Annotated in this window: 19 protein-coding genes, 1 pseudogene and 1 riboswitch; of the genes and pseudogenes, 17 read left to right on the top strand and 3 right to left on the bottom strand. The window is 72.7% G+C overall.

Annotated elements, in window-relative coordinates:
- Positions 1-140 precede the first annotated feature (140 nt).
- Both RKD20_RS34135 and RKD20_RS34130 read right to left on the bottom strand, forming a co-directional pair.
- Entirely contained in the window at positions 141-1,346 is a 1,206-nt protein-coding gene (locus tag RKD20_RS34135) for an alpha/beta hydrolase (RefSeq protein ID WP_424881075.1), read from the bottom strand.
- A gap of 448 nt (positions 1,347-1,794) precedes the next feature.
- Positions 1,795-2,490 (bottom strand): class II aldolase/adducin family protein, encoded by a 696-nt coding sequence (locus tag RKD20_RS34130; RefSeq protein ID WP_424881074.1) that lies wholly within the window; start codon positions 2,488-2,490, stop codon positions 1,795-1,797.
- 171 nt (positions 2,491-2,661) lie between these two features.
- On the opposite strand from RKD20_RS34130, the gene RKD20_RS34125 reads away from it, so the two are divergent.
- The 10 genes and pseudogenes from RKD20_RS34125 to cobI all read left to right on the top strand — a co-directional run bounded on the left by RKD20_RS34125 (position 2,662) and on the right by cobI (position 16,355).
- Positions 2,662-3,411 carry a lysozyme gene (locus RKD20_RS34125; RefSeq protein ID WP_424881073.1) on the top strand — a complete coding sequence of 250 codons (750 nt, stop codon included), beginning with the start codon at positions 2,662-2,664 and terminating at the stop codon, positions 3,409-3,411.
- A 153-nt stretch (positions 3,412-3,564) separates the two neighbouring features.
- A complete protein-coding gene (locus RKD20_RS34120) occupies positions 3,565-4,803 on the top strand; it encodes an anion permease (protein WP_424881072.1) in 1,239 nt (412 codons plus the stop codon).
- 29 nt (positions 4,804-4,832) lie between these two features.
- The gene (locus RKD20_RS34115; protein ID WP_020121372.1) at positions 4,833-5,054 is read left to right on the top strand and encodes a hypothetical protein; all 222 of its coding nucleotides are present in this window, start codon (positions 4,833-4,835) and stop codon (positions 5,052-5,054) included.
- 130 nt (positions 5,055-5,184) lie between these two features.
- Positions 5,185-5,324: riboswitch (cobalamin riboswitch) on the top strand.
- A gap of 101 nt (positions 5,325-5,425) precedes the next feature.
- Entirely contained in the window at positions 5,426-6,367 is a 942-nt protein-coding gene (locus RKD20_RS34110) for a cobalamin biosynthesis protein (protein ID WP_424881071.1), read from the top strand.
- Positions 6,364-7,857, top strand: coding sequence for a cobyric acid synthase (locus tag RKD20_RS34105; RefSeq protein WP_424881070.1), 1,494 nt, complete (start codon positions 6,364-6,366; stop codon positions 7,855-7,857). The genes RKD20_RS34110 and RKD20_RS34105 overlap by 4 nt, the downstream gene beginning before the upstream one ends.
- A pseudogene (gene cobN, locus RKD20_RS34100) lies at positions 7,854-11,526 on the top strand (cobaltochelatase subunit CobN). Before RKD20_RS34105 ends, cobN begins: the two are co-directional and overlap by 4 nt.
- Positions 11,523-13,535 (top strand): putative cobaltochelatase, encoded by a 2,013-nt coding sequence (locus RKD20_RS34095; RefSeq protein WP_424881069.1) that lies wholly within the window; start codon positions 11,523-11,525, stop codon positions 13,533-13,535. Before cobN ends, RKD20_RS34095 begins: the two are co-directional and overlap by 4 nt.
- Positions 13,535-14,134 carry a cob(I)yrinic acid a,c-diamide adenosyltransferase gene (cobO, locus tag RKD20_RS34090; protein WP_031044008.1) on the top strand — a complete coding sequence of 200 codons (600 nt, stop codon included), beginning with the start codon at positions 13,535-13,537 and terminating at the stop codon, positions 14,132-14,134. The genes RKD20_RS34095 and cobO overlap by 1 nt, the downstream gene beginning before the upstream one ends.
- Positions 14,134-15,606, top strand: a complete 1,473-nt coding sequence (locus RKD20_RS34085) for a cobyrinate a,c-diamide synthase (protein WP_424881068.1) — start codon at positions 14,134-14,136, stop codon at positions 15,604-15,606. Before cobO ends, RKD20_RS34085 begins: the two co-directional genes overlap by 1 nt.
- Complete coding sequence (gene cobI / locus RKD20_RS34080; protein WP_424881067.1) at positions 15,603-16,355, top strand: precorrin-2 C(20)-methyltransferase; 753 nt, start codon at positions 15,603-15,605, stop codon at positions 16,353-16,355. Before RKD20_RS34085 ends, cobI begins: the two co-directional genes overlap by 4 nt.
- Before the next feature lie 32 nt (positions 16,356-16,387).
- Here cobI and RKD20_RS34075 read toward each other — a convergent pair whose 3' ends face one another.
- A complete protein-coding gene (locus tag RKD20_RS34075) occupies positions 16,388-17,116 on the bottom strand; it encodes a ZIP family metal transporter (protein ID WP_424881066.1) in 729 nt (242 codons plus the stop codon).
- A 106-nt stretch (positions 17,117-17,222) separates the two neighbouring features.
- On the opposite strand from RKD20_RS34075, the gene cobM reads away from it, so the two are divergent.
- The 7 genes from cobM (at position 17,223) to RKD20_RS34040 (ending at position 24,192) form a co-directional block, all read left to right on the top strand.
- On the top strand, positions 17,223-18,044 hold the full coding sequence (cobM, locus tag RKD20_RS34070) for a precorrin-4 C(11)-methyltransferase (protein ID WP_424881065.1): 822 nt from the start codon (positions 17,223-17,225) through the stop codon (positions 18,042-18,044).
- Positions 18,041-19,369 carry a precorrin-6y C5,15-methyltransferase (decarboxylating) subunit CbiE gene (gene cbiE / locus RKD20_RS34065; RefSeq protein WP_424881064.1) on the top strand — a complete coding sequence of 443 codons (1,329 nt, stop codon included), beginning with the start codon at positions 18,041-18,043 and terminating at the stop codon, positions 19,367-19,369. Before cobM ends, cbiE begins: the two co-directional genes overlap by 4 nt.
- Positions 19,366-21,048 (top strand): precorrin-3B C(17)-methyltransferase, encoded by a 1,683-nt coding sequence (gene cobJ / locus RKD20_RS34060; protein WP_424881063.1) that lies wholly within the window; start codon positions 19,366-19,368, stop codon positions 21,046-21,048. The genes cbiE and cobJ overlap by 4 nt, the downstream gene beginning before the upstream one ends.
- Positions 21,045-21,635 carry a precorrin-8X methylmutase gene (locus tag RKD20_RS34055; RefSeq protein WP_424881062.1) on the top strand — a complete coding sequence of 197 codons (591 nt, stop codon included), beginning with the start codon at positions 21,045-21,047 and terminating at the stop codon, positions 21,633-21,635. Before cobJ ends, RKD20_RS34055 begins: the two co-directional genes overlap by 4 nt.
- Complete coding sequence (locus RKD20_RS34050; protein WP_424881061.1) at positions 21,632-22,558, top strand: sirohydrochlorin chelatase; 927 nt, start codon at positions 21,632-21,634, stop codon at positions 22,556-22,558. Before RKD20_RS34055 ends, RKD20_RS34050 begins: the two co-directional genes overlap by 4 nt.
- Positions 22,548-23,624, top strand: a complete 1,077-nt coding sequence (gene cobC / locus RKD20_RS34045; RefSeq protein WP_424881060.1) for an Rv2231c family pyridoxal phosphate-dependent protein CobC — start codon at positions 22,548-22,550, stop codon at positions 23,622-23,624. Before RKD20_RS34050 ends, cobC begins: the two co-directional genes overlap by 11 nt.
- A 67-nt stretch (positions 23,625-23,691) precedes the next feature.
- Entirely contained in the window at positions 23,692-24,192 is a 501-nt protein-coding gene (locus RKD20_RS34040; RefSeq protein WP_424881059.1) for a GNAT family N-acetyltransferase, read from the top strand.

Here is a 24,192-nt window from a genome sequence, read left to right as displayed (position 1 = left end):
TGACGGTCCGAAAACCCAAACGGAATGCCGGCGCGGGCACCGGGGAGGTCCGGCACCGGGGCCGCGCGGAGGGGCATACGCCGAGATCAGGCCAGTCGTACGGGCTTAAACGGAACCTCTGGGACCGGGGCGCCCGCCGGTCACATCAGGGGGGTGAGGAAACGGCGCAATGCCTCTTCGTAGGCGCTCGGGTCGGCGTTCCACATGGCCGCGTGGGGAGCCTGGCGGACCGTGTGCAGGGCGATCCGGTCCGGGTGGGCGCCGGCGAGACGGCGGGAGAGGTCCCAGGGGGCGATCGTGTCGTCCGGGCCGTGGAGGATCAGGGTCGGCGGGGGCCGGTCGGGGCCCATGTCGTCGGTCCGGTCCTCGGGGCCGCCGTAGGAACCGTCGTAGGGGACGGTGCGTTCGGCGTACAGGCCGTAGTGGTCGCTGGGCAGGCCCGTGCGGCCCTGTGCCGCGCGCACCGCGAGCGGGAGGAGGACACCGGGGGTGTGGCGGGCCGCGGCGAGGGCGCGCAGGGTCAGCTCCCAGCTGAGGACCGGGGAGTCCAGGACGAGTCCCCCGACGCGGTCGCGCAGGCCCGAGTGGGCGGCGGCGCGCAGGGCCATGGTGGCGCCGGTGGACCAGCCGTGCAGCACGAGTTGGCGGGCGCCGTTGGCGAGGGCGTAGCGCATGGCCGCGTCCAGGTCGCGCCACTCGGTCTCGCCGAAGTGGTTCAGGCCGTCCGGCGGGCGGGGGGCGCCGGCGTCGCCGCGGAGGGCGGGGGCGAGGACCGGGAACCGGTGGCGGTGCAGGAACTCCATGACGTTCAGGGTGTGTTCGCGGGTCGTGCCGAGGCCGTGGACCGTGATGACCCAGGTGTCCCGTTGGCCGGGTACGAACCAGGCGGGCAGGACGCCGAGTTCACCCGGGATGGCGACGTCGGTGTGGTCGAGGCCGAGGGCCGACTTCGGGTCGCCGACGTGGACGTTCGGGGTGAGCCAGACCTTGTCGCCGGGTGCCAGGGTGCCGTGGGTCACGCGTTCCAGGCGGCGGACGACGGTGTCGGCGGAGTGCGGTTCCGCGGTGAGGACGTCGCCGACGACGGCGTGGGAGGCGTCACCGGCGAGGCCGTAGGTGCCGGGGCGGAGGGCGGCGAGGTCGCGGGTGAGGGCGATGCGGCGCCCGGCCGGGCCGGCCGGCCCGGTCTCGGTGGAGTGGACGGTGAGCCGGGGTTCGCCGGGCAGCGGGCGGCCCGGGGGTGCCTTCAGGCCGGCGTCGCTGGCGATCCGGCCGGCGACGATTCCGGCCGCGGCGGCGGTGAGGGCTGCGGTGACGGCGGCGGCCGTCGCTGTGACAGTGCGCACGCCTTTCAGTGTCGCGGGGGATGGGGGTTGGGGCCAGTGGGGGGGTTCTGGGCGGGTGCGGGTTCGGTGGGGGCGGGCGTTTTTGCGCCCACGCGGCGGAGCCGCATATGGACACAGCCCCGCGCCCCTGGTGCCTGCGGCGCAGCTGCCGCTCCGGTGGGGGCTTGTGTAGCGCCTGCGGTGTGATTTGGGGTCGGGGCCGGGGTGGGGGGTATCCGTCCTCGGTCCGGCGGCTCGGCTGCTTCAGCTGTGCTCGGTAACGGACGCCGGCCGCTGCGGGCGGACACCCCCCACCCCGTCCCCTTGCCGCCGTACGCGTCTACAGGTGCGTCCACCTGTCCCACCCAGGGGCGTGGGGAACTGCGCGACCAGCCACGACGGACCCGCACCCGCCCGACGACATCGCGAGGCACACCCCGTAGGCGCCCCGCCCAAGCCCAGCGCAGCTTCAGGCGCGCTGGCCGTATCCCCGCAACCGCTCCCCCACCTCCGCCAGTTGTTCCTCCGTCAGGAGGTTCGGGGTCAGGTTCGGGACCGCGCGGGCCGTCAGCCAGAGGTGGCACATCCATTCCAGTTGGGCTGTGCGGTCGTAGGCCTGGGCGAGGGTGTTGCCGTAGGTGATCGTGCCGTGGTTCTGGAGGAGGCAGGCGGAGCGGTCGGCGAGGGCTTGGAGCATGTTGTCCGCCAACTCGTCGGTCCCGTAGGTGGCGTAGGGGGCGACACGGACGGGGCCGCCCAGTGCGCTGGTCATGTAGTGGATCGTGGGGAGTTCGGGCACGAGCGTGGAGACGGCCGTGGCGTGCACCGCGTGGGTGTGGACGACCGCGCGGGCGTCGGTGCTGCGGTAGACCGCCAGATGCATGGGCAGTTCGCTCGTCGGCACCAGCGTGCCCAGGATCTGACGGCCCTCCAGGTCGACGCCCGTCACGTCGTCCGGTGCGAGGCGGTCGTAGGGGACGCCCGACGGGGTGACCAGGACTGTGTCCCCGACGCGTACGGAGACGTTGCCGGAGGTGCCGACGACCAGTCCTTCGGTGACCGTCCGGCGGGCCGTGTCGACCAACTCGCCCCAGGCGTCCGCCTCCTCGGCCCGTACGCCCCTCGTTCCGCCCCCGGCAGTCCGTACTTCTTGTTCCTCAGCCATGCCGCGATCCTGCCAGTCGTGGCGTCGGGGGGCGCTGGCCGGAGCTTCATGGGGGCGCGTTTTTCGTATGTGCGCCCCTCTTGTACGGCTTGGCCGGAGATCGACCGTAATTCGGTGATCTTCCAGTACCGTCTGGGCTTTGCCGTGCACGAAGCCATTCCGGGGGGACACATGGCCCGTGATCGCAAGGCCGCCCGTCATCGAACCCGCACCCTGGCCCTGTCCGTGGCCGCGCTCACCGTGGGAGGCATGGCCCTGGCCGGGACGCCCGCCTCGTCGGCGAGTCTGCCCAGGGGGCACGACGTGTCCTCGCATCAGAAGGACGTCGACTGGGGGAAGGCCAGGGCCGAGGGCGCCAGGTTCGTCTACGTCAAGGCGACCGAGTCGACGGCCTACCGCAACCCGCACTTCGACCGGCAGTACGAGGGGGCGCGCGAGGCCGGCATTCTGCGTGGGGCGTACCACTTCGCACTGCCGGACAAGTCGTCGGGCCGGGCGCAGGCCGCGTACTTCGTGCGCAACGGCGGCGCCTGGTCCGCGGACGGCTGGACGCTGCCGCCCGCGCTCGACATCGAATACAACCCGTACGACAAGAAGCACAAGTGCTACCGGATGAGCAAGGCGGAGCTGGTCGGCTGGATCAGGTCGTTCAGCGACGAGGTCAGGCGGCTCACCGGGCGCCGGCCGGTCATCTACACGACCGCCCACTGGTGGAACACGTGCACGGGCGGCAGCGGCGCCTTCGCCTCGGACCACGCGCTGTGGGTGGCCCGCTACCGCTCGGCGGACGCGGGACCGCTGCCCGGCGGATGGTCGTACTGGACGATCTGGCAGTACGACAACAGCGGCAGCCTGCCGGGTGACCAGAATCTCTTCAACGGGTCGGCGCGGCAGCTGAAGAGGTTCGCGGCCGGGTCGTAGCCATGGGGCACATGGGACGTACGGGGGCGGCGGGGTTCGGCGAAGCCAAGGGCGAAGATTCCGGTCACTGTGCGGCCCGCCCCAGTTCACCTTCCGTTCATCCAGGTTACCTACGTTCAACATGCCAATGACCTCGAACGATTGCCTGGGTAAATGGAAAACTTCTCGCTGATCCTCGCGATTGTGGTTGTCACCGCACTCGCGTTCGATTTCACGAACGGTTTTCACGACACCGCCAACGCGATGGCCACCACCATCTCGACCGGTGCACTCAAGCCCAAGGTCGCGGTGGCCATGTCCGCCGTGCTGAACCTTGTGGGCGCCTTCCTCTCGGTGGAGGTCGCCAACACGATCTCCAAGGGTCTCGTCGACGAGACCGGCATCCGTCCCGAGGTCATCTTCGCCGCCCTGGTCGGCGCGATCCTCTGGAACCTGCTGACCTGGCTGGTGGGACTGCCCTCCAGCTCCTCGCACGCCCTCATGGGCGGTCTGATCGGCGCCACCATCGCCTCGGCGGGCATGGGCGCGGTGCACGGCGACGCGCTCGTCACCAAGGTCCTGATCCCGGCGATCGCGGCACCGATCGTCGCGGGCGTCGCCGCCATGCTGGCCACCCGGCTCTCCTACTCGCTGGGCAAGAAGGCCGACGGCAAGGCCGCCGCGAAGGGCTACCGCACCGGCCAGATCGCCTCGGCCGGACTGGTCTCGCTGGCCCACGGCACCAACGACGCGCAGAAGACGATGGGCATCATCACCCTCGCCCTGGTCGCCGGCGGCGCCGTCGCCCCCGACTCCGACCCGCCCACCTGGGTCATCCTCTCCGCGGGACTCGCCATCGCGCTCGGCACCTACCTGGGCGGCTGGCGCATCATCCGCACCATGGGCAAGGGCCTGACCGACCTTCAGCCGCAGCAGGGCTTCGCCGCCCAGACCAGCGCGGCCACGGTCATCCTGGCCTCGTCCCACCTCGGCTTCTCCCTGTCCACCACGCACGCCGTCTCCGGTTCGGTGATGGGCGCGGGCCTCGGCCGCAAGGGCGGGGTCGTCCGCTGGTCGACGGCCACCCGCATGCTCGTCGCCTGGGGCCTGACGCTCCCGGCGGCGGCCCTGGTGGGCGCCCTGGCCGAGTCGGTCACGGACCTCGGCGACTGGGGTACGGCGGTCGTGGCGGTCTTCCTCGTCGCCTCCAGCGCGGCGATCTGGAAGATCTCGCGGCGCGAGGTCGTGGACGCGTCGAACGTCAACGAGACCGACGAGCCGGCCGGCGTGGTGACCACGGCGATCGCAGCCGTGACCCCGCCGCCCACGGGCACAGTGACCGAGGACCTCACCGCCACGATTCCGGCCCCGCCCGTCACGACGGAACCGGCCGCCCCGCCGGCCGCCGTCTGAGCCCGCAGCACTAAGGAAGCAGCCTCACCATGAAGATCGACTGGGAAGCACTCGGCTCCGTCTTCGGCGTCAGCCTCGTCGTCACCGTGGGCCTCGTGGCCCTGTTCACCCTCGGCATCATGGGCCTGTCCCGTCAGGAACGGGCCACGGCCCAGGGCGACTCGGCCGCTCTCGCGGTCACCGGCGCCTACGCCTGCTTCGCGGCGTGCGCGGCTGCGGTGGCGTACGGGATCTATCTGATCGTGGCCTGACGGCACTCCCGTCACTCGACGGCCGGGCGGGCACGGAACTGCAGGTTCCGTGCCCGCCCGGCCGTCTTCCATGACCGGCGGTGTGGGGTTCTGCACACTCCCCCGCCGCAGGTCAACAGCAAGTTGACGGGTCTCGAAGGCCCGTGGTGGACTGCCGGAGCCATATACGGCGGCAGGAGAGGAAGCCGGTGCGAATCCGGCGCGGTCCCGCCACTGTCACCGGGGTAGACACCCCCGGGAGCCAGGAACTCTCGCCGCCGGACTCGTCGAACCAGGGCGCGGACACCCTGAGTGAGGACATGACGCGATGCTCGCCTGCCGATCCACCAGCGCTACCAGGCACTTGAACGACCCCGCGATCGGCTGACCCGATGCGTGCCGATCGCGTTTTCGCGTACGGCGCCGCCGCCGGTCTGATCGGTGACCTTCTGTTCGGTGACCCACGTCGTGGGCACCCGGTCGCCGCGTTCGGGCGGGCCGCCGGTGCCGTGGAGCGGGTGCTGTGGCGGGACCACCGCGGGTGGGGCGTGCTGCACACCGCCGTGTGCGTGGGGGGTTCCCTGGGGCTCGGGGCCGTCGCGGAGCATGTCGTACGTCCGTCCCGTACCGCTTCCGTCGCGCTCACCGCGGCCGCCACCTGGGCCGTCGTGGGCGGGACTTCACTCGCGCGGGAGGCCCGGGTCATCGGGCGGGCGCTGGAGGCCGGGGACGTCGAGGCGGCCCGGGACCGGCTGCCTCATCTGTGTGGGCGCGACCCGCAGGCTCTCGATGCTGACGGGATCGCCCGGGCCGTGGTGGAGTCCGTCGCCGAGAACACCTCCGACGCCGTCGTGGGGGCGCTCGTGTGGGGTGCCGTCGGCGGGGTGCCGGGGCTGCTCGGGTTCCGGGCCGTGAACACGCTCGACGCCATGGTGGGGCACAAGTCGCCCCGGTACAGGCGTTTCGGGTGGGCTTCGGCCCGGCTCGACGACCTCGCCGGGTGGCCGGGGGCGCGGCTGACCGCCGTACTGGCCGCCCTGGCCGGTGACCGTCCCCGGGGTGCCGTGCGGGCCTGGCGGGAGGACGCGCACCGGCATCCGAGTCCCAACGCCGGGCCCGTGGAGGCCTCGTTCGCGGGGGCGCTGGGGGTCCGGCTCGGGGGGACCCTGTCGTACGCGGGGCGGGTCGAGCACCGGCCGGTGCTGCATCAGGAGGGGCGCGCCGTCGCCACCCGCGACATCGAGCGCGCGGTACGGCTGTCGCGGCGCGTCGGACTGCTCGCGCTCGGCGTCGGTGTCGCCGCGCGGGCCTTCGTGAAGGGGCGTACGGCATGAGTGGCGGGGGTCTTCTGGTCGCCGGCACCACCTCCGACGCCGGCAAGAGTGTCGTCACCGCCGGGATCTGCCGGTGGCTGGTGCGGCAGGGGGTGAAGGTCGCGCCGTTCAAGGCGCAGAACATGTCCCTCAACTCGTTCGTGACGAAGGAGGGCGCGGAGATCGGGCGGGCGCAGGCCATGCAGGCGCAGGCCTGCCGGGTCGAGCCGACCGCGCAGATGAATCCCGTGCTGCTCAAGCCCGGTGGCGAACAGAGCAGCCAGGTCGTGCTGCTCGGGAAGCCTGTGGGCGAGCTGAGTGCTCGTGGGTATCACGGGGGGCGGCAGCAGCAGTTGCTCGGGACCGTGCTCGACTGTCTCGCCGAGTTGCGGGGCACGTATGACGCGGTGATCTGTGAGGGGGCCGGCAGCCCGGCCGAGATCAACCTGCGGCGGACCGACATCGTCAACATGGGCATCGCCCGCAATGCCCGCATTCCGGTGCTTGTCGTCGGTGACATCGACCGCGGTGGGGTCTTCGCCTCGTTCTTCGGGACCGTCGCGCTGCTCAGCCCCGAGGATCAGGCGCTCGTCGCCGGGTTTCTCGTCAACAAGTTCCGGGGGGACGTCTCACTGCTGGAACCCGGGCTCGACATGCTCCACGGACTCACCGGGCGGCACACCTACGGCGTTCTGCCCTTCCGGCACGGGCTCGGGATCGACGAGGAGGACGGGATGGGGGTCCGGAACTCCCAGGCCTCCGCCCCGGTGGGCGAGGATGTGCTGCGGGTGGCCGTGTGCGCGATTCCGCTCATGTCGAACTTCACCGACGTCGACGCGCTCGCCGCCGAACCCGGTGTCGTCGTGCGGTTCGTGGACCGGCCGGAGGAACTGGCCGACGCCGACCTCGTCATCGTTCCGGGGACCCGGGGGACCGTCCGCGCGCTGGACTGGTTGCACGAGCGTGGGCTCGCCCACGCCCTCGTCCGAAGGGCCGCGGAAGGGCGGCCGGTCCTCGGCGTCTGCGGCGGCTTCCAGATCCTCGGCGAGCACATCGAGGACGAGGTCGAGAGCCGGCAGGGGCACGTCGAGGGGCTCGGGGTCCTTCCCGTGCGGGTGCGGTTCGCCCGCGAGAAGACCCTCACCCGGCCGGTGGGGGAAGCCCTCGGGGAGCACGTCGAGGGGTACGAGATCCATCACGGGGTCGCTGAAGTCCAAGGCGGAGACGCCTTCCTGGACGGCTGCCGGGTCGGCCAGACCTGGGGCACGCACTGGCACGGTTCGCTGGAGTCGGACGGCTTCCGGCGGGCCTTCCTGCGGGAGGTGGCGGCCGCCGCGGGCCGCCGGTTCGTACCGGCCCCCGACACCTCGTTCGCCGCGCTGCGCGAGGAGCAGCTCGACCGGCTCGGCGACCTGATCGAACAGCACGCGGACACGGACGCGCTGTGGCGGCTCATCGAGTCCGGCGCGCCACAAGGACTGCCCTTCATTCCACCGGGAGCGCCCGCATGAGCACAGTGTTGTTGTTGTCCACCGCCGACACGGACCTGTTGGCGGCCCGGGCCGCTTCCGGTGCCTCGTACCGGATCGGGAACCCGACCCGGGTCGATGTCGCGCAGGAGCTGCCCGCGCTGGTCGAGGGCGCGGACATCGCCGTCGTACGGCTGCTCGGCGGCAAGCGGGCCTGGGAGGACGGGCTCGCCGCGCTGAAGGCTTCCGGTGTCCCGACCGTGCTGCTCGGCGGCGAGACCGTGCCGGACGCGGAGTTGATGGCCGAGTCGTCCGTGCCCGCGGGCGTGGTCGCGGAGGCGCTGAAGTACCTCGTCGAGGGCGGCCCCGAGAACCTGGAGGAACTGGCCCGGTTCCTCTCCGACACCGTGCTGCTGACCGGCGAGGGGTTCGTCGAGCCGCGGAAGATGCCGGAGTACGGCGTCCACGGCTCCTGCGCGCGGGAGAGTGGCCGGCCGACCGTCGGTGTGCTCTTCTACCGGGCCCATGAACTCAGCGGCAACACCGGCTTCGTGGACACCCTGTGCGAGGCGATCGAGGCGAAGGGCGCCAACGCCCTTCCCGTCTACTGCGGTTCGCTGCGCGGAGCCGACGCCGGGCTCTACGAGATCCTCGCCGGGGCCGACGCCCTCGTCGCCACCGTCCTCGCCGCCGGCGGCACCCACGCCTCGCAGGCCTCGGCCGGCGGGGACGAGGAGGCCTGGGACGTCGGGGCGCTGGCCGACCTCGACGTGCCCGTGCTGCAGGGGCTCTGCCTCACGACGTCCAGGGCCGCCTGGGACGAGTCCGACGCGGCCCTCTCCCCCATGGACGCGGCCATGCAGGTCGCGATCCCGGAGTTCGACGGACGGCTGATCACCGTGCCGTTCTCCTTCAAGGAGCAGGGCCCCGACGACGTCCCGGTGTACGTGGCCGACCCGGAGCGGGCCGCGCGGGTCGCCGGGATCGCCGTACGGCACGCGAAGTTGCGGCACAAGCCGAACGCCGAGAAGAAGCTCGCGCTGGTCTTCACCGCCTATCCGACCAAGCACTCGCGGGTCGGCAACGCGGTGGGGCTCGACACGCCCGCCTCGGCGGTGCGGGTGCTGGACGCGCTCAGGGACGCCGGGTACGCCGTGGAGGGGTACCCCTCCGGCGGCGACGAGTTGATCCACCGGCTCATCGAGGCCGGCGGGCACGACGTCGAGTGGCTGACCGAGGACCAGTTGGCCTCCGCCCCCGCGCGCGTACCGCTCGCCGACTACCGGGCGTGGTTCGACCGGCTGGACCCGGAGCTGCGTCAGGCCATGCTGGACGCGTGGGGCGAGCCGCCGGGCTCGCTGTACGTCGACGGGGACGACATCGTGCTGGCCTCCCTCCAGTTCGGGAACGTCGTGGTGATGATCCAGCCGCCGCGCGGCTTCGGGGAGAACCCGATCGCGATCTACCACGACCCGGACATGCCGCCGTCGCACCACTACATGGCCGCGTACCGGTGGCTGGACGCTGCGACATCGGAGGGGGGGCTTCGGCGCCGACGCCGTCGTCCACATGGGCAAGCACGGCACGATGGAGTGGCTGCCGGGCAAGGGGCTCGGTCTGAGCGGGGGCTGCGCGCCGGACGCGGTGCTCGGTGAGCTGCCGCTGATCTACCCGTTCATCGTCAACGACCCCGGCGAGGGCACCCAGGCCAAGCGGCGCGGGCACGCCACGGTCGTCGACCACCTGGTGCCGCCGATGGCCCGGGCCGACACCTACGGGGACCTCGCCAAGCTTGAGCAGCTGCTCGACGAGTACGCGCTCGTCTCCGACCTGGACCCGACCAAGGCCCCGGCCGTGCGCGCCCAGATCTGGACGCTGGTCAAGGCCGCTGAGCTGCACCACGACCTGCATGTCGACGAGCAGCCGGACGACGAGACGTTCGACGAGTTCGTCATGCACATCGACGGCTATCTGTGCGAGATCAAGGACGTGCAGATCCGGGACGGGCTGCACATCCTCGGCGGCGGTCCGGTCGACGAGGCCCGGGTCAACCTGGTGCTGGCCGTGCTGCGCGCCTCACAGGTGTGGGGCGGACAGGCCAACGCCCTGCCGGGACTTCGGGCCGCCTTCGCCGCCCATTTCGGGCTGGTGGAGAAGGAGTTGCTGGCCGAGCCGGGGGCGCCGGTGAAGGTGCCGGTGGAGCTGTCCGACCTCGTCGAGGGCCCCGCGCGGACGGCCGCCGACGCGATCGACCTGCTGGAGCAGCTGTGCCGGCGGGTCGCGGAGGGCATGGAGGCCGTGTCCTGGAACGCGGCGGCCGTCCCCGGTCTCGTCCGTGACGTCCTCGGCACCGAACTCGCCGACGCCGTGGCCGTGTTGGAGTTCGCCTGCGACGAGGTCGTACCGAGGCTGGCCCGCACGACCGACGAGATCGGGCACATCCTCAAGGCCCTGGACGGCGGTTACGTCCCGGCCGGGCCCTCCGGCTCCCCGACCCGCGGACTCGTCAACGTCCTGCCGACCGGCCGGAACTTCTACTCCGTCGACCCCAAGGCCATTCCGTCCAGGCTGAGTTGGGAGGTCGGGCAGTCCCTCGCCGACTCGCTGGTGCAGCGGTACCTCCAGGACACGGGTGAGTACCCGAAGTCCGTGGGGCTGACGGTCTGGGGCACGTCGGCCATGCGCACCCAGGGCGACGACATCGCCGAGATCCTGGCACTGCTTGGCTGCCGCCCGGTGTGGGACGACGCCTCGCGGCGGGTCACCGGCTTCGAGGTGATCGGCCTGGAGGAGCTCGGGCGGCCCCGCATCGACGTGACCGTCCGGATCTCCGGGTTCTTCCGGGACGCGTTCCCGCACGTGGTCGGGCTGATCGACGACGCCGTCCGCAAGGTGGCCGAGCTGGACGAGCCGGCCGACCGCAACTTCGTGAAGGCGCACGCCGACGAGGACACCGTCGAGCACGGTGACCGGCGGCGCGCGACCGCCCGGATCTTCGGGTCCAAGCCGGGGGCGTACGGTGCCGGGCTGCTGCCGCTGATCGACGCCCGCAACTGGCGCTCGGACGCCGACCTCGCCGAGGTGTACGCGGTGTGGGGCGGCTACGCCTACGGGCGCGGGCTCGACGGGCGGGCGGCGCGCGGGGACATGGAGACGGCGTTCAAGCGGATCAATGTGGCCGCGAAGAACGTCGACACCCGTGAGCACGACCTGGTCGACGCCGACGACTACTTCCAGTACCACGGCGGCATGGTCGCCATGGTCCGCCACCTCACGGGTGCCAACCCCGAGGCGTACGTGGGCGATTCGGCCACGCCCGACCAGGTGAAGACGCGCACGCTCGGCGAGGAGACCCACCGGGTCTTCCGCGCCCGGGTGGTCAACCCGCGCTGGATGGCGGCCATGCGGCGGCACGGCTACAAGGGCGCCTTCGAGATGGCGGCGACCGTCGACTACCTCTTCGGCTACGACGCCACGGCGGGCGTGGTCGACGACTGGATGTACGAGAAGCTCAGCGCGGAGTACGTCTTCGACGCGGAGAACCGGGACTTCATGAAGAAGTCCAACCCCTGGGCGCTGCGGGGCATCACGGAGCGGCTCCTGGAGGCCGCCGACCGCGGGCTGTGGGCCGAGCCGGACGCGGAGACGCTGGAGCGGCTGCGGGCCACGTACCTGGAGCTCGAGGGCGACTTGGAGGGTGACGAGAAGTGAGTACCCCGTTTCCGTTCACGGCCGTCGTCGGCCAGGAGGACCTGCGGCTCGCGCTGCTGCTGAACGCCGTCTCACCGGCGGTCGGCGGCGTGCTGGTGCGCGGCGAGAAGGGCACCGCCAAGTCGACGGCGGTGCGCGCCCTCTCGGCGCTGCTGCCCGAGGTCGCGGTCGTCCCCGGCTGCCGTTTCTCCTGCGACCCCGCCGCACCGGACCCGTCCTGCCCGGACGGCCCGCACGAGGTGGGCAACGGCGGCACGCGCCCCTCCCGCATGGTCGAACTCCCCGTCGGTGCCTCCGAGGACCGGCTGGTCGGAGCCCTGGACATCGAGCGGGCGCTCGCGGAGGGCGTGAAGGCCTTCGAGCCGGGGCTCCTCGCCGACGCGCACCGCGGGATCCTCTACGTCGACGAGGTCAACCTCCTCCACGACCACCTCGTCGACCTGCTCCTCGACGCGGCCGCGATGGGGGCGTCGTACGTCGAGCGCGAGGGCGTCTCGGTACGGCACGCCTCGAAGTTCCTGCTGGTCGGCACCATGAACCCCGAAGAGGGGGAGCTGCGGCCGCAGTTGCTCGACCGGTTCGGCCTGACCGTCGAGGTCGCGGCCTCGCGGGAGCCGGACCAGCGGGTGGAGGTCGTACGGCGCAGGCTGGCGTACGACGACGATCCGGCCGGGTTCGCGACGCGCTGGGCCGACGAGGAGGCGGCCGTACGCCGGCGGATCGTCGCCGCCCGGACGTTGCTGCCGTCGGTGCGGCTGGGCGACGGGGCGCTCCGGCAGATCGCGGCGACCTGTGCCGCGTTCGAGGTGGACGGCATGCGGGCCGACATCGTGATGGCGCGTACGGCGACCGCGCTGGCCGCGTGGGCCGGGCGGACCGAGGTGCTCGCGGAGGACGTCCGGCAGGCCGCGCTGCTCGCGCTGCCGCACCGCAGGCGCCGTAACCCCTTTGACGCGCCGGGACTCGACGAGGACAAGCTCGACGAGACCTTGGAGGAGTTCAGCGGCTCCGGGGACTCGGGCGACTCAGGGAACGATGACGAGCCGGATCCGGACGGGCCCGGTGGGGGTGGCGGCCAGCCGCCCTCCTCCGACGGCCCTGAGAACGACGGGGGGGCCGGGGCGCGGCCGGAGGCCGGGGACGGGGGTGAGCCGCAGGCGTCCGGGGCCGGTTCCGGGGAGCAGGCCGCCGCACGGGCTTGCGAGCCGTTCCGCACCAAGGTGCTCAGCGTTCCCGGGCTCGGGGACGGCGCCGCCGGGCGGCGGTCCCGGGCGCGGACCGAGCACGGACGCACGACCGGTGCGCGGCGACCCCGGGGGGCGCTGACCAAGCTTCACCTGGCGGCCACCGTGCAGGCGGCCGCGCCCCATCAGCGGGCGCGGGGGCGGTCGGGGCCCGGTCTCGTGGTCCGGCGTGACGATCTGCGGCAGGCGACGCGTGAGGGGCGCGAGGGGAATCTCGTGTTGTTCGTCGTCGACGCCTCGGGGTCGATGGCGGCGCGGCAGCGGATGAGCGCGGTGAAGGGGGCCGTGCTGTCGCTGCTCCTGGACGCGTACCAGCGGCGGGACAAGGTGGGCCTGGTGACGTTCCGGGGGTCGGCCGCGGAGGTCGCGTTGCCTCCCACGTCGTCCGTGGATGCCGCTGCGGCCCGCCTGGAGACGCTCCCGACGGGCGGGCGTACTCCGCTCGCGGCCGGGCTGCTGCGGGCGCACGAGGTGCTGCGCGTGGAACGGCTGCGGGACCCCGCCCGGCGGGCGCTGGTCGTGGTGGTGACGGACGGGCGGGCCACCGGCGGGCCCGAGCCGGTCGCGCTCGCGGGACGGGCGGCCCGGCTGTTCGCCGCGGAGGGCGTCGCCTCGGTCGTCGTGGACTGCGAGTCCGGGCCCGTGCGGCTGGGGCTGGCCGGGCAGCTCGCCGGTGAACTGGGCGGTACCGCGGTGACGCTGGACGAGTTGCGGGCCGACTCGATCGCCGGACTGGTGAAGGACGTACAGAGGAGGGCCGCGTAATGCCGCAGGGACAGCCGAGTGTGGTGCCGGAGGACGGACTGACGACGCGACAGCGGCGGAACCGGCCGCTGGTCGTCGTGCACACCGGGATCGGGAAGGGCAAGTCCACCGCGGCTTTCGGGCTCGCGCTGCGGGCCTGGAACCAGGGGTGGCCCATCGGGGTGTTCCAGTTCGTCAAGTCGGCGAAGTGGAAGGTCGGCGAGGAGAACGCGCTGCGGGTGCTGGGGGCGTCCGGGGAGGGCGGGTCCGTCGACTGGCACAAGATGGGCGAGGGCTGGTCCTGGGTCCAGCGTGATGCCCAGATGGACAACGAGGAGAAGGCCCGGGAGGGCTGGGAGCAGGTCAAGCGGGATCTCGCCGCCGAGACGTACAAGCTCTACGTGCTCGACGAGTTCGCCTACCCGATGCACTGGGGGTGGGTGGACACGGACGAGGTTCTCGATGTGCTGCGGGAGCGGCCCGGGACCCAGCACGTGGTGATCACCGGGCGGAACGCCCCCGAGAAGCTGGTCGACTTCGCCGATCTCGTGACCGACATGTCCAAGGTGAAGCACCCCATGGACGCCGGGCAGAAGGGGCAGCGGGGGATCGAGTGGTGATGTCCTCGTCCGTTTCCGTCCCCCGGCTGGTCGTCGCCGCGCCGTCGTCCGGCAGCGGGAAGACCACCGTCGCCACGGGGTTGATGGCCGCGTTCGCCGCGCGGGGGCTCGCCGTGTCTCCGCACAAGGTGGGGCCTGACTACATCGATCCCGGGTATCACGCGCTCGCGAGCGGGCGGGTGGGGCGGAATCTCGACGCGTACCTGTGCGGTCCCGAGCTGGTGGCCCCGCTGTTCCTGCACGGGGCGCGGGGGTGTGACATCGCCGTCGTCGAGGGCGTGATGGGGATGTTCGACGGGGCCGCGGGGGAAGGGGAGCTGGCGTCCACCGCTCATGTGGCGAAGCTGCTGCGGGCGCCGGTGGTGCTGGTCGTCGATGCCTCGTCGCAGTCGCGGTCGGTGGCCGCGCTGGTGCACGGGTTCGCGTCGTGGGACCCCGAGGTGCGGGTGGGGGGCGTGATCCTCAACAAGGTCGCCTCCGATCGGCATGAGGAGCTTCTGCGGGAGGCGTTGGAGTCGGCTGGGGTGCCCGTGTTCGGGGTGCTGCGACGGGTGGCCCAGGTGGACACGCCGTCCCGGCATCTGGGGTTGGTGCCGGTCGCCGAGCGGCGGGGGGATGCGGTCGACTCCGTCGCGGCGATGGCGGATCAGGTGCGGGTCGGGTGTGATCTTGAGGGGCTGATGGGGCTTGCTCGGGGGGCCGGGGCGCTGTCGTGTGCGGCTTGGGATGCGGCTGAGGTGCTGCGTTCTTCGCCCCCGCCGCCCCTACCCGTCCCATCCCCAGGGGCTGCCGCCCCTTCGACCCCGCTCCCAGGGGCTCCGCCCCCGGACCCCTGCTCCTCAAACGCCGCAAGGGCTGGATGGGCGGAAGGACCGGTCATCGCCGTCGCCGGCGGCCCCGCCTTCACCTTCTCCTACGCGGAACACAGCGAACTGCTCGCCGCCGCCGGTGCCGAGGTCGTCGTCTTCGACCCCCTGCGGGATGAGCAACTACCGGACGGGACAAGCGGGTTGGTCATCGGGGGCGGATTCCCCGAGGTCTACGCCGCCGAGCTCTCCGCCAACGAACCGCTGCGCAAGGCCGTCTCCGCCCTCGCGGAGACCGGCGCTCCCGTGGCCGCCGAGTGTGCCGGGCTGCTCTATCTGTGCCGTGAGCTCGACGGGCAGCCGATGTGCGGGGTGCTCGACGCCTCGGCCCGGATGGAGGAGACGCTCACCCTGGGGTATCGCGACGCCGTCGCCGTCAGTGACAGTTCGCTCGCCGTCGCCGGGACGCGGATGCGGGGGCACGAGTTCCACCGGACCGTGGTGGAGCCGGGGGCGGGGGACGCCGCGGCCTGGGGTGTGCGGGTGCCCCGGCGGCGGCTCGAAGGGTTTGTACAGCGTGGTGTGCACGCGAGTTATCTGCACACGCACTGGGCCTCGCAGCCCGGTGTCGCCCGTCGGTTCGTGGAGAGGTGCCGGACGTCATGAGCAGCAGCAGGTTGATCGGGGTCGGGGTCGGGCCCGGGGATCCGGAGCTGGTGACCGTCAAGGGTGTCAACGCCCTGCGCGCCGCCGATGTCGTTGTCGTGCCGGTCATGGCTGCGCCTGATGGAAAAGACGGCGGGGAGCGGGGGCGGGCCGAGGCCACCGTGCTGCACTACGTGCCGCAGGAGAAGGTCGTCCGGGTGGTGTTCGCCCTCAATGAGCGCAGCGATCACGGACGGCGCGAGGCCGCCTGGGACGCCGCCGGGGAGCGGGTGGCCCAGTTGCTCGCCGCCCACGGGTCGGTCGCCTTCGCCACCATCGGCGATCCCAACGTCTACTCCACCTTCACCTATCTCGCCCACACCATCGGCGAGCTCGTGCCCGGGGTCGTCGTCGAGACCGTGCCCGGCATCACCGCCATGCAGGATCTCGCCGCGCGTTCCGGGGCCGTGCTGACCGAGGGCACCGAGCCGCTCACGCTGGTGCCCGTCACCGCCGGTTCGGCCGTGCTCAAGGACGCGCTCAACGGGCCCGGGACCGTCGTCGCCTACAAGTTCGGGCGGCAGGCCGCGGAGGTGGCCGAGGTGCTCAGGGAGACCGGGCGGCTCGGGGACGCCGTATGGGGATCGGCGCTGGGTCTTGAGGCCGAGTCCATCCGGCCCGCGGCCGAGTTGGACGGGGCTCCGTTGCCGTATCTCTCCACCCTGATCGCGCCCGCGCGGCGGGACGGCACCCGGGGTGGCAAGTTGTGACCCCCTCGGCGAACCCCTGCAGAGCGGCCGGGTCAGCCGGCCAGCCCCACCACCAGCCAGATGAAGCCGACGCCGGCGACCGTGCACAGCAGGGTCGAGCGGGCGGGGTGCTCGTGGTGGGCCTCGGGGAGGATCTCGGCCGCCGCGAGATAGAGGAGCGCGCCGCCGAAGAGGCCGAGATAGCCGCCGAGCAGGCCCTCCGGGATGGTCACGAAGGACGTCGAGGCGGCGCCCAGCACCGGGGCCACCGCGTCCGCGAACAGCATGGTCAGCGCTTTTCGCCGGGCGTTCCCGTACAGGCTCGTGATCGTGTACGTGTTGAAGCCGTCCGCGAAGTCGTGGGCCACGACGGCCAGCGCGACCGCCGTGCCCATGCCGCCGCCCACCTGGAAGGCCGCGCCGATGGCCACGCCGTCCATTGCGCTGTGGCCGACCATCGCGGCCGCTGCCGTGAGGCCGACCTCGGGGACCCGGCCGTCGTGCTCCTCGCCGCCGTGCGCGGCCTGGCGGGCGGCCAGCAGACGCTCCACCAGATGGGCCAGCAGGAAGCCGGCCACGAACAGGAGCAGGGCCGCGGGCACGCCGAAGACCTCGTCGCCGGCCGCGCGCAGCGCCTCCGGCAGCAGGTCCAGGCCGACCACGCCGAGCATCAGTCCCCCGGCCAGGCCGAGGACCAGATGACGGCGGTCGGTGACCCGCTGTGCCGTCCAGCCGCCGGCCAGCGTCATCAGGAACGCGCCGAGCGCGACGAAGACCGCCATAGGGCCTTGGTATCCGATCAACCCCCGTTCGCGCACATCCGGCCATCGCGCCGACCGCAGCCCTAAGACCATTTCAAGACCTTTTGTGATGAGAGGACCGATTCCCATGGCCGATGCCCCCACCGGCAAGGTGACCTTCGTCGGTGCCGGCCCCGGCGCCGCCGATCTGCTGACGTTCCGTGCCGCGCGCGCCATCGCCGAGGCCGACGTCGTGATCTGGGCCGCGAGCCTGGTGCAGGCGGAGGTCCTTGAGCACGCGCGCGAGGACGCGGAGATCCTCGACTCGGCGACCATGTCGCTGGAGGACGTGGTCGCCGTGTACGAGCGGGCCCGCGAGGAGGGTCTGAAGGTGGCCCGGATCCACTCCGGTGACCCCGCCCTGTGGGGTGGTACGCAGGAGCAGCTCGACCGGTGCGCGCGGATCGGCATCGCCACCGAGGTCGTGCCCGGGGTCTCCGCCTTCTCGGCGGTGGCCGCGCTCGCGCAGCGCGAGCTGACCATCCCCGAGGTCGCGCAGTCCGTCGTGCTCACCCGGCTCGGCGGCGGCAAGACGCCGATGCCGCCCGGCGAGGAGGTGCGGGAGTTCGCCAAGCACGGCACCACCATGGCGATCTTCCTGTCCGCCGCGCGCAGCGGGCAGTTGGTGCGGGAGCTGCTGGAGGGCGGCTATCCGACCTCCACTCCGGTCGTGGTCGCCTACCAGGCGACCTGGCCGGAGGAGCTGGTCGTGCGGTGCACGATCGGGACGCTGGAGGAGACCGTCAAGGAGCACAAGCTGTGGAAGCACACGCTGTTCCTGGTCGGCCCGGCGCTGGGCTCCGAGGGCACGCGCTCGCACCTGTACCACCCCGGCCACTTCCACGGGTACCGCAAGGCCGACCCGGAGGCCCGGCGGGCGCTGCGGGCGGCGAAGGGTGCCGGCACGTGATCACCGTGGTGGGTACGGGGACGGGGGCGGCGCCCGAGGAGTGCCTGGCCGGGGCCGAGCTGGTCGTGGGCGGGCGGCGGCATCTGGACGCCGCGGTCGTCCCGGCGGACGCCGAGCGCGTCGTCCTCGGACCGCTGGCACCGGCGCTGGACATCATCGAACGGCATCACGACAAGGGGAGCCGGGTCGTGGTGCTGGCCTCCGGCGACCCCGGGTTCTTCGGGATCGTACGGGTGCTGGCGGAGCGGTTCGGGGCGGGCGCGTTGGAGGTGCGGCCCGGTGTGTCCTCCGTTGCCGCCGCGTTCGCCCGGGTGGGGTTGCCGTGGGACGACGCGGTGGTGGTGAGTGCGCATGGGCGGGATCTGCGGACGGCGGTGAATGTGTGCCGGGCGCGTCCGAAGGTTGCGGTGCTGACGGGGCCGGGGGCGGGTCCTGCGGAGCTCGGCGCTGCATTGGCGGACGCCGAAGGGGGTGCCGAAGACGGTCGTCGGGCGGCTACTGTGCCGTCGTGGCCGGTCGCGCCCCGCGGCGGAGCCGTAAATCGATACAGCCCCGCGCCCCCGAAGCGTGTTCTCGTGGTCGCCTCCGATATCGGTACCGGCGACGAGCGGGTCGAGCGGGTCACCCCCGCCGCAGCCGCCGCCCGGGACTGGGGTACCGGTGTGAGTGTCGTTCTCTGTCTCGACGAGTCTCGGGCTCTCGGCGGTGTGCGCACGGTTGCCGGGCCTCCCCCAGCCCCCTCTCAATGGGCCCTGGAAGAGGACGCCTTCGACCACCGCGACTCGATGATCACCAAGTTCGAGGTGCGGGCGCTGGCGCTGGCGCGGCTCGGGCCGCGGCTCGGGGAGCTCGTCTGGGACGTGGGCGCGGGGTCCGGGTCCGTGGCCGTGGAGTGCGCGCGGCTCGGTGCCGCCGTGGTCGCGGTCGAGAAGGCGGCCGACGGGGTCGGGCGGATCCGTGCCAACGCGGCGGCCCACGGGGTCGACGTACAGGTCGTCCACGGGTCCGCGCCGGACGCGCTCACCGGACTGGACGACCCGGACGCCGTGTTCATCGGTGGCGGCGGACGTGAACTGCCGGAGATCGTCGCCACCTGTGCCCGCCGGGCCCGGCGGAGCGTCGTCGTGGCGATGGCCGCGCTGGACCGGGTGCCGGCCGTGCGCGCGGCCCTCACCGGCGCCGGGTTGGAGTGCGACGGCGTACTGCTGCAGTCGTCCCGGCTCGCGCCGCTGCCCGGGGACGTGACCCGGCTCGCCGCGACCAATCCGGTTTTCCTGCTGTGGGGCGTCAGAAACCCCGTGTATCGAGAGGGAGTTGCTCAGTGATCGGCCTCATTTCCGCCACCGCGGCAGGGGCGGCGGCACGCGACCGGCTGGCCGCGGCATGGCCGGACCGCACGCGCGTGTACGACGGACCCGTGGGGGACGCCGTACGGCGGGCGTTCGCGGAGTGCGAGCAGCTCGTGTGTTTCCTGGCCACGGGGGCGGTCGTCCGCCTGGTCGCGCCGCTGCTCGGCGACAAGGCGTCCGACCCGGGTGTGGTGTGTGTCGACGAGGGCGGGCGGTTCGCCGTGTCCCTGGTCGGCGGCCACGCCGGCGGCGCCAATGAACTCGCTCGGGAAATCGGGGAGTTGCTCGGTGCCGAGCCCGTGGTGACGACGGCGACCGACGCGGTGGGGGTGCCGGGGCTCGACACCCTGGGGCTGCCGGTGGAGGGTGCGGTGGCGGCCGTGTCGCGGGCGCTCCTGGACGGGGAGGCCGTCGCCCTGCACAACGCGTCCGGCTGGCCGCTGCCGCCGCTGCCGGTCGCCTCGGAGGGGACGTACGGCATCCGCGTCACGGACCGGCTCGTCGAGCTCTCCGAGCAGGAGGTCGTGCTGCGTCCGCCCACGCTCGTGGTCGGCGTCGGCGCCTCCAAGGGCGCGCCCGCCGAAGAGGTGTGGGGGTTGATCGAGGGCTCGCTGCGCGAGGCCGGGCTGTCCTCGAAGTCGGTCGCCGCACTCGCGACCGTGGACGCCAAGGCCGAGGAGCCGGGGATCGTGGCGGCGGCCGGGCGGCTCGGCGTGCCCCTGGTCACCCAATCCGCCGAGGAGTTGGCCGCCGTCGAGGTGCCCAACCCGTCGGACGCGCCCCTGGCCGCCGTGGGCACGCCGTCGGTCGCGGAGGCCGCCGCGCTCGTACGGGGCGGTGAACTCCTCGTCCCCAAGCGGAAATCGGCCGCGACGCCCGCCATGGCGACCTGTGCGGTCGTACGGCGTCCCGCGCGCGGCCGGCTCGCGGTCGTGGGACTCGGACCGGGCGCCCGGGACCTGCTCACGCCCCGCGCGAAGGCGGAGCTCCAGCGTGCTTCCGTGCTGGTCGGTCTCGATCAGTACGTCGACCAGATCCGCGATCTGCTGCGGCCGGGCACCCGGGTCCTGGAGTCGGGTCTCGGGGCCGAGGAGGAGCGGGCACGCACGGCCGTCGAAGAGGCCCGCCGGGGCCAGGCCGTCGCGCTCATCGGCAGCGGGGACGCCGGCGTGTACGCCATGGCCTCCCCCGCGCTCGCCGAGGCCTCCGACGACATCGACGTGATCGGCGTCCCCGGGGTGACGGCGGCGCTCGCGGCGGCCGCGATCCTCGGTGCCCCGCTCGGCCACGACCACGTGTCCATCAGCCTGTCCGACCTGCACACTCCGTGGGAGGTCATCGAGCGGCGGGTGCGCGCGGCGGCCGAGGCGGACATCGTGGTCACCTTCTACAACCCCCGTTCCCGGGGCCGGGACTGGCAGCTGCCCAAGGCGCTCGCGATCCTCGCCGAGCACCGGGAGCCGGCCACGCCGGTCGGTGTCGTACGGAACGCGTCGCGGCCCGACGAGTCCGCCCGGCTGACGACCCTGGCCGCTCTCGACCCGGGGACCGTCGACATGATGACGGTGGTGACCGTGGGCAACACGGCGACCCGGGACATCGCGGGGCGCATGGTGACGCCGCGCGGCTACCGCTGGCAGGAGGGCGCCAAGTGAACCGTGTCGTCCACCCGATCGAGGTGGAGTCCTACCGGCGGCTGCGTGCCCGCCTGGACACCTCGCACTTCCCGCCGCTGACCCGGGCGGTGGTGGAGCGGGTCGTCCACTCCGCCGCCGATCTGGAGTACGCCACCGATCTCGTCATGGACGAGGGCGAGTTGGAGAAGGCGCATGCCGCGCTGCACTCCGGGGCGCCCGTCGTCACCGACGTGGAGATGGTCGCCGCGGGCATCACCCGGCGGGAGACGGTCTGCCGGCTGAAGGACGCCGAGTCGGGTCCCGGGCTGACCCGTTCGGCCCACGCCATCCGCCTCGCCCACGAGCAGGTCGGCCCGGGGGCGATCTGGGTGATCGGCAACGCCCCCACCGCGCTGGAGGAGTTGCTGACCCTGGACGCGGCCCCGGCGCTCGTCATCGGGCTGCCCGTCGGCTTCGTCGGCGCGGTCGAGTCCAAGGCCGCGTTGCGCGAGAGCGGGTTGCCCGCCGTGAGCAACGTGTCCGAGAAGGGCGGGTCGGCCGTGGCCTCCGCCGCGCTCAACGCCCTGCTGTACCACCCCACTCACCCCGCCGAGGAGACATCGTGACCACCCCGCCGCCCGCCCTGCTCATCGCCGGTCATGGCACCCGGGACGAGGCCGGAGCCGAGGCGTTCCGCGACTTCGTCCGGGAGCTGGGGGCCCGCCACCCCGAGCTGCCCGTCGCGGGCGGTTTCATCGAGCTGTCCCCGCCGCCGCTGGGCGACGCGGTGACCGAGCTGGTGGAGCGCGGTGTCCGCCGCTTCGCCGCCGTGCCGCTGATGCTGGTGTCCGCGGGACACGCCAAGGGCGACATCCCGGCCGCGCTGTCCCGTGAGAAGGAACGGCACCCGGGGATCTCGTACACCTACGGGCGTCCACTGGGCCCGCACCCGGCGCTGCTGAACGTGCTGGAGCGGCGCCTGGACGAGGCCCTGGACGCCACCGGGGGCCGCACCGCGCTGGACCGGGCGGACGTCACCGTGCTGCTCGTGGGCCGCGGCTCCACGGACCCCGACGCCAACGCCGAGGTGTACAAGGCGGCCCGGCTGCTGTGGGAGGGGCGCGGATACGCGGGGGTGGAGACGGCGTTCGTGTCGCTGGCCGCACCGGACGTGCCGAGCGGACTCGACCGGTGTGTGGCCCTGGGGGCGCGCAGGATCGTCGTACTCCCCTACTTCCTGTTCACCGGGATCCTGCCGGACCGGGTGCGGCAGCAGACCGAGGGCTGGGCGGCCGCGCATCCCGAGGTCGAGGTGCGTTCGGCGGACGTCATCGGTCCGGAGCCGGAGCTGCTGGACCTGGTGATGGAGCGGTACGCGGAGGCCGTCAAGGGCGATCTGCGGATGAACTGCGACTCGTGCGTGTACCGCATCGCGCTGCCCGGGTTCGAGGACAAGGTGGGCCTGCCGCAGCAGCCGCACTTCCACCCGGACGACGACGACCACCATCACCACGGCCACCACCACGGCGCCCACACCCATGCGCACTGACCGCACCCACAGCGAGGGACACGATCTGCGGCACCACGGCGACGCCGAGGTGCGGGACGACGGTGCGCGGCTCACGGATCTCGCCGTGAACGTCCGCGCGGACACTCCCCCGGCCTGGCTGCGGGAGCGGATCGCCGGGTCGCTGGCCGGGCTGGCCGCCTATCCCGACGGGCGGCAGGCGCGGGAGGCGGTGGCCGCCCGGCACGAGGTGCCCGTGGAACGGGTGCTGCTGACGGCGGGAGCGGCCGAGGCGTTCGTCCTGCTCGCCCGCGCCCTGACGATTCGTCACGCCGTGGTGGTGCACCCGCAGTTCACCGAGCCGGAGGCGGCACTGCGGGACGCCGGGCACTCCGTCGACCGGGTGCTGCTGCGGGAGGAGGACGGCTTCCGGCTCGATCCGGCGGCCGTCCCCGAGGACGCCGACCTGGTCGTCGTCGGCAACCCGACCAATCCCACCTCGGTCCTGCATCCGGCCGCCACGATCGCCGAACTGGCGCGTCCCGGGCGGACCTTGGTGGTGGACGAGGCGTTCCTGGACGCGGTGCCGGGCGAGCGCGAGGCCCTGGCCGGGCGGACGGACGTGCCCGGACTCGTCGTCCTGCGCAGCCTGACGAAGACCTGGGGACTGGCCGGGCTCCGCATCGGTTACGTCCTCGCCGCCCCGGAGACGATCGCCGACCTGGAACGGGCTCAGCCCCTGTGGCCGGTGTCCACCCCGGCCCTCGCGGCGGCTGTGGCGTGCATGGAGCCGCGGGCGCTGGCCGAGGCCGCCCACGCGGCCCACCGCGTCGGCACCGACCGGGCCCATCTCGTCGCCGGGCTGCGGGAGTTCGCCCCGGACGGGCTCCGGGTGGTCGAGCCGGCGGAGGGTCCCTTCGTCCTCGTACGCCTGCCGAGGGCCACTGACGTACGACGGCATCTGCGCGACCTGGGGTTCGCGGTGCGGCGCGGGGACACGTTCCCGGGGCTCGGCGAGGAGTGGCTGCGGCTCGCGGTCCGGGACCGGGCGACGGTCAACTCCTTTCTCCAGGCGCTGGATCAGGCCGTGACGCTGGCCCAGCACTAGGGCGTGTATCGAGAGTGGATCAAGATAGTCGTTTTAGCCCTGGTATGTGTCATGCGATGCTCAGGTCATGACTGATCAACGCGAGGTTGCCATAGTCCGCTGGCCAGGTCAGGCGCCTTCCGCCCAGGATGGGCTGGCAGATCTGCTGGCGGCCTACCATCTGCAGACGCAGGCCGAGAAGGGCGAGGCCGTCGCCGGTGTGGATGGGTTGCCGGAGCGCTACCGGGTAGAGATCGCGGATCCACAGGCCGTGTTCGTTGACGATGTCGTGCTGCTGGCTTTGAGCGGGAACGCTGCGGTGGGCTGCCTGGTGGTGACCGCTTCTGTCGACGGACGGTCCGAGGTCAAAAGGCTCTGGACAGACCCGGCGTTCCGGGGGCGGGGCATCGCGTCCAGCCTGGTCAGCGCCGCGCTCGTGCATGCTGCGGAAAGCGGCGTCAGCGCGGTGCGGCTGTCGGTATGGAAGTGGCGGGCAGGCGCGATCGCCCTGTACGAGCGGCTCGGATTCACCGTCACCGAGTCGTGGGACGAGCGGGACCAGCTGGTCTGCATGGAACGAGCCGTGTGA

It is taken from the genome of Streptomyces sp. SLBN-8D4 (assembly GCF_049739545.1).
Classification (GTDB): Bacteria; Actinomycetota; Actinomycetes; order Streptomycetales; family Streptomycetaceae; genus Streptomyces; species Streptomyces canus_C.
The sequence above is the reverse complement of the archived record's forward strand: the minus strand, read 5'-3'. Positions and strand labels throughout refer to the sequence as shown.